At 62.1% G+C, this 4,965-nt stretch carries 8 protein-coding genes and 1 pseudogene; 4 read left to right on the top strand and 5 right to left on the bottom strand.

What is annotated here, in order from left to right; all coding sequences use genetic code 11:
* From VFB18_RS10495 to VFB18_RS10485, 3 genes are all read right to left on the bottom strand, one after another.
* On the bottom strand, positions 1-390 hold a 390-nt coding region (locus VFB18_RS10495; protein ID WP_324974628.1), incomplete at its 3' end, for a hypothetical protein.
* Positions 390-920: a hypothetical protein gene (locus VFB18_RS10490; RefSeq protein ID WP_324974626.1), complete on the bottom strand. Its 531-nt coding sequence runs from the start codon at positions 918-920 to the stop codon at positions 390-392. The genes VFB18_RS10490 and VFB18_RS10495, both read right to left, overlap by 1 nt.
* 41 nt (positions 921-961) lie before the next feature.
* Entirely contained in the window at positions 962-2,251 is a 1,290-nt protein-coding gene (locus tag VFB18_RS10485) for an integrase family protein (RefSeq protein ID WP_324974624.1), read from the bottom strand.
* Positions 2,252-2,416: 165 nt separating this feature from the next.
* Between VFB18_RS10485 and VFB18_RS10480 the strand changes: the two genes are divergently transcribed.
* Positions 2,417-2,722: a hypothetical protein gene (locus VFB18_RS10480; RefSeq protein WP_324974621.1), complete on the top strand. Its 306-nt coding sequence runs from the start codon at positions 2,417-2,419 to the stop codon at positions 2,720-2,722.
* Between the two features lie 12 nt (positions 2,723-2,734).
* Here VFB18_RS10480 and VFB18_RS10475 read toward each other — a convergent pair whose 3' ends face one another.
* Entirely contained in the window at positions 2,735-3,421 is a 687-nt protein-coding gene (locus VFB18_RS10475) for a DJ-1/PfpI family protein (protein ID WP_324974618.1), read from the bottom strand.
* 3 nt (positions 3,422-3,424) lie between these two features.
* Positions 3,425-3,634: a hypothetical protein gene (locus VFB18_RS10470; RefSeq protein ID WP_324974615.1), complete on the bottom strand. Its 210-nt coding sequence runs from the start codon at positions 3,632-3,634 to the stop codon at positions 3,425-3,427.
* Positions 3,635-3,879: 245 nt separating this feature from the next.
* Here VFB18_RS10470 and VFB18_RS10465 point away from each other — a divergent pair, with 245 nt between their 5' ends.
* From VFB18_RS10465 to VFB18_RS10455, 3 genes and pseudogenes are all read left to right on the top strand, one after another.
* A complete protein-coding gene (locus VFB18_RS10465; RefSeq protein ID WP_324974613.1) occupies positions 3,880-4,290 on the top strand; it encodes an Hsp20 family protein in 411 nt (136 codons plus the stop codon).
* Positions 4,291-4,363: 73 nt separating this feature from the next.
* Positions 4,364-4,636, top strand: coding sequence for a DUF1150 domain-containing protein (locus tag VFB18_RS10460; protein WP_324974611.1), 273 nt, complete (start codon positions 4,364-4,366; stop codon positions 4,634-4,636).
* 74 nt (positions 4,637-4,710) lie between these two features.
* A pseudogene (locus VFB18_RS10455) lies at positions 4,711-4,965 on the top strand (hypothetical protein); the annotation flags it as partial.

Genomic DNA, 4,965 nt, shown 5'->3' with positions numbered 1-4,965 from the left:
ACCCACCAGCCAATCGCGAAACTTGGCAAGCCCCTCTATGTCATCGTCGCCGTAGGCGGCCTGATACTTTGTCGCGGCGCGAAGGATCATAAAGATGGCCTCGACCTCGTGGAAGTAATGAGGGTCCGGCTTTTGTGCGTCGTGGTGTTTTAGCCAGTTCCGCGTCTCATTCAGTCGTTGGCCGACTTCCTGCGCAGTGCCATACCCTCTTTCGGGACCGACCTGCTTCGCCTTCTCGAAGACATACGGTTCGTTAGTGGCGGGAGTGGCTTCCTCTGCGGCTCCTGCCAGCGAGAGCGACGGTATCGGTTTGCCTTGAGCGAATAGGGCGATAGCAGCCTCGATTTGGGCGCGCACGGCATCTCGCCGCCAAATCGGTCTTCGCTCCATTAAGCCGACGACTCTTTCGCAAGGCGCTCGGAGCGCGCCTGAAGCAGCGCCTTCAAAACCTTCGCGATCCCGTTTGAGTGTTTCCCGTAATAGGCATCCTTGCCGAATTGCGAGACGATCCCGAACAGTGTGTCGTCGCGATTGAACAGGTCTTCAACGGCGTTCGCTTCGTCGCGAGCTTGCTCAAGTGAACGTTCCCGCGTCTTCATGAGCCAATTGATGAGCAGGACCTTGATACGGTCGTAGCTGTTCACCGGCGTTGGATACTCGTGGACGAACTCGTGGAAGAGGCCCCACAGAAACTGTCGCTCCACGTAGAGCAAGCCCTGCTCGAGACCTTCCTCGTCAGCAAAGGCAGACGGGTTCTCAAATGCAGCAGCCATCACGCCACCGAGTTCTAAGTCCAATGCCTTTTTTGCAAGCTCCATCCCGCGTGTGATCGCTTCCTCGGCCAAAGCCATTTGCTCTGGTTGCTTGCCATTCTTGATCCGGGATTTGAGCAGAGCGAAGCGCAGACCCAGTGAAACCATGACGCCCTCCCTCAAGGGCCAACACGATAGCACAGGTTAGATCAGCGCAGTAAGGCAGTGCCCTTCACCTTCACCTTCGCCTCGACGTGGTCGGCCCACTTCTCAAGCAGTTCGCGTTTCCGTTCCAGCGCGATGCCATGCGAATAGCCCGCCGTCACGCCTGCTTCGGCATGATTGAGCACAAGCGCCCTGTCGAAGGTGTCGTGGCCGTTGTTCTCCAACCACGTCGCCAGCGTGTGACGGAACGCATGGTAGGTGAGGTCCGCCGGTGCACCTGCCTTCACCAGCTTTTTCTTGAGCGGCCCTGTCGGACTCAACGGCACACCACCGCGTCCGGGAAACACAAGATCGGTGTCGTCCTTGATCAGCCCCTTGAGGATTCTTTGGGCGAGGGGTGGCAGGGGCGTGACGTAGACACGCTTCTTGCGCGCCTTCTTCTTTGACTTCGTGCGCTCGTGCGGCGTCGTCCAGACGCCATCGGCAATCTCCTTGGCTCTCATTCCGGCCAATTCCGATTTGCGCGGAGCCAGAAGCATGAGCAGCTTGATGAAAGCACGCTCTACAGCCGGCAGCGCCTCGGCGGCCTTCCAAATCGAGATCAGCTCGGCGTCGGTGTAGACGCGCTCCCTGTGCTTCTTCTCGTAGTCGATGATGACGGCATCCATGACGTTGGCGGGAACGCGGTCTGTTCGCGCCGCCCACTTCCAAAGCGTCTTGAGCCATGCCTCCGTGATCTTCGCCTTCGGCCCGTGCCCTTCGGCGATCATCCCCTCGAGCAGATCGTAGGCGTCCTTCTTAGTGATGTTCGCCATCGAGCGCTTCAGCCAGGGCGAGCGCCTAGTGTCCTTGCCCCCGCGCTCGCGATTGTCCGTGCCGTCGAGAAGGATCCGTTTCGTCTGCGCCCATGTGCGCTGACGCGGCTTGGCGTAAAGTTCGATGAACTCTTCCACTATCGTTTCGTATGAGCGGCGCGAGGTCGGCTGATGCTGTGCGCGGGGGTCAATGCCCTCCGACGCCAAAGCGCGATCCTGACGGGCTCGATTGCGCGCCCATGCGATGTTCGCGTTCTCGCCAGTGTCAGTCGTCACCTCGCCGAAGCGGCCGAGCGTGCGCGTCACCCATTTGCCGTTCAGCTTGAACTGATGCCGGAACGTCTTGGTGCCACCTGGACTGACGAGCAGGTATAGTCCTTTCTGCACCTTGTCCCACGTAAGAACCTGCTTCTTGCGCGGCTTCATGCGGGAGATCGAGAGATCGGTCATGATGCTGGTGTTGCGCTCGCCGCGCGGCGGCTTCTTCAGCCGCTTGCGTTCTATCCGCTCCTGTTCCATCGGGCCGCTCCTATGTATACGATATGCATAAATGGACGGCCATTTTAGGTGCCATAGCCGTGCCCATCAATGACATAGCGATGAGCGTCAACTTTTTGATTTTCAAGGGGTTAAAACTGCCGCTGATGCCAGAAAAGCGTTGCGGCGCAACGTAGGAGCAAATGAATGGCATTCACGAGGTCGGCGGTTCGATCCCGCCTGGCTCCACCATTTCCCTCCCGTCACGGGTCGCGGGGTAGCTATCTCGAGCTGCCACCGGCTGCCACGCCGTCGGTTGCCATCGGCGCTCTCGCTCTCGGTGCGCTTGCGGTCGGCGCTTTGGCAATCGGCGCGCTCGCCATCGGACGCTTACGCATCCTCAGGGCCGAAGCCGATAAGCTTCACCTCCGCACTGTCGAGATCGACGACCTGACGGTTAAACGCCTGCGCGTCGTCGAGACGGCGAGCGGCAACGAGCCGAGCGAGATTTGAAAGCGTGCTGCGCTAGCTCGCGAGCTTGGCGAAGAAGGCGCGCCGCTTGTCTTGAAGCGCTGCTCGCGCGGCGGCGATCTCCTGCACGAGCGCAGGTTCCGCGGTGGCCGGGTCGCCCGACTTGAAGGGCGGAGCCGGATCATATTGCAACATCAGCTCGATCGCGGCGCCCTCGCGCGTGCCCGCGACCTCGCCGACGAGAGTCAGGGCGAGGTCGATGCCTGCGGTGACGCCCGCGCTCGTGATCCTGTTCCTGTCCTTGACCACGCGCTCGTTCACGGGGAGTGCGCCGACGAGCGGCAAGAGGCCGATGCTGAGCCAATGGGTCGTGGCGCGGTAGCCCCGAAGCAGCCCGGCGGCGCCTATGAGAAGCGAGCCGGTGCAGACGGAGGTGACATAGCGGGCCTGGGCCCCCTGGCGCTTGAGGAAGTCGAGGGTGGCGCCATCCGCGGCGGCCTCAACGATGCCCTTTCCTCCCGGCACGCAGAGAATGTCGAGATCGGGCGCCGAGGAGAAGTCCTCCTCGGCGATGAGCGCAAGACCAAGCTCGCTTTGCACCGCTCCTTTCGTCTTGGCAATGAGCCGCACATCCAGTTCGGGTGCGCGCGCGAGCACCTCGTAGGGACCGACGGCATCGAGCGGGAGAAACCCAGGAAACAGCAAGAGTCCCGTCTTCAAGCGCTTCGTTCCGTTCGTCATCGGCTAAGTTCCGGTCACAGCAACGGTGATGTTGGCGGCACGCGCTTCGCTCACCCGCGCCGGCAGGCCTTGGTCGTAGACGCCGGGAGCGATGAGGATCGTATCTCCCGGCGAAGCCTTCTCGACGGCGCGCGCAACCGAGGCGAAGGCCGTGGCGGGGCTCTGCCCGTCATGAGCATCGTCGCCCGTTTTTGAGCTGACATACCAGATCATGGCCGTAAGGATTCCCCCACGGAAACGAGAACGGCGGCGGAGCTTAGTCGAAGGCGCGGCCGGACGGAAGTTGCCGCCGGGCGCCCAGGGCCCGCATGCTTGAATCTACAGCCCGTTTTCCCCATATGCCGAACCGAGTTGAGTTGCTCGGAAGCCGCGGCGGCACGAGCATTTCCTGAGGCGCCGCAAGGGCCTCAAGAACCCAACGACAGGGCGCAGCCGCTTATGAAAGGGCGTTCGCTCCGATGTCGCGCATGACCATCCTCGACAGCAATCTCTGGCTCTTTCTCGCGGGCGAGCGCGAGCCGCGCGGGGCGGCAAAGACGGCTTCGGGCTACCCGCCCTACAACATCGAGCTCATGCCGAACGGCGAGACCATGCGCATCACATTTGCCGTCGCCGGCTTCGGGCCCGATGAGCTCGAGGTGATGGTCGAAGACGGCGCGCTCATCGTCTCCGGCCGGCAACGCGACGACGATACGAGGGAGTATCTGCATCGCGGCATCGCCGCACGCCAGTTCAAGCGAAGCTTCGTGCTCGCGAGCGGAGTCGAGGTCGGAAAGGCCGAACTGCACAACGGCCTCCTTGCGGTCGATCTCGTCCGACCGCGCAAGGAAAAGCGCGTGCAGAAGGTCGGCATCCTTACCGCCGGCTGACTCGTATCTTTGGCTGTGCCTGCTCTTTGGACGTGCCTTGGCCACATCGGCTCTCAGGAAGGATTTTAATGCGATGAACAAATACGAAGAAGACGATCATCTTGCGCGCGCCTTCATGAGCCGCAGCGAGCTCGCACAACTCGGCGATGGCGAAGTGGCCTACATCAAACAGCTCGATCCGGAGGTGGCCGAGAGATTGTTCCCGGCTTTGCAGAAGGCGCCGAAGGGCATTGAGTTCTACGCGGTGCTCGGCGCCGACGGCACGCCAATCGCTCTCGCCGAGAGCCGCAATGCCGCCATCGCCAACGCCATCGAGAATGACCTCGTGCCGGTGAGCGTGCACTAGAAGCTCCCATCCGGCCTAGCCGTAACCTCAACTCTTGTGCATAGTGCCGCCGTAAGGGGCGGAGGCGGCGCGCTATGACTTATCGCAGTTCGTTCAGTTTACGCACCGCTCTTGCGGCGGCGGTGTTTGGCGCAGGCTTTATTGCGAGTGGCACGGCGGCGCGCGCCGATGCCCTGCTCGACGAGATTGTCGGATTCACCGGACAGGTGTTCATCCTGGACACCAAGGTCCCGGCCGTGGTCATCGGCGCGGTGCGCGATGGCGAGATGTCGGTGGCGGGTTTCGGCGAGCGCGCCGGTCCCGGCAGCCCGGCGCCGGACGGCAATACC

It is taken from the genome of Methyloceanibacter sp. (genome assembly GCF_035650995.1).
GTDB lineage: Bacteria > Pseudomonadota > Alphaproteobacteria > Rhizobiales > Methyloligellaceae > Methyloceanibacter.
The sequence above is the reverse complement of the archived record's forward strand: the minus strand, read 5'-3'. Positions and strand labels throughout refer to the sequence as shown.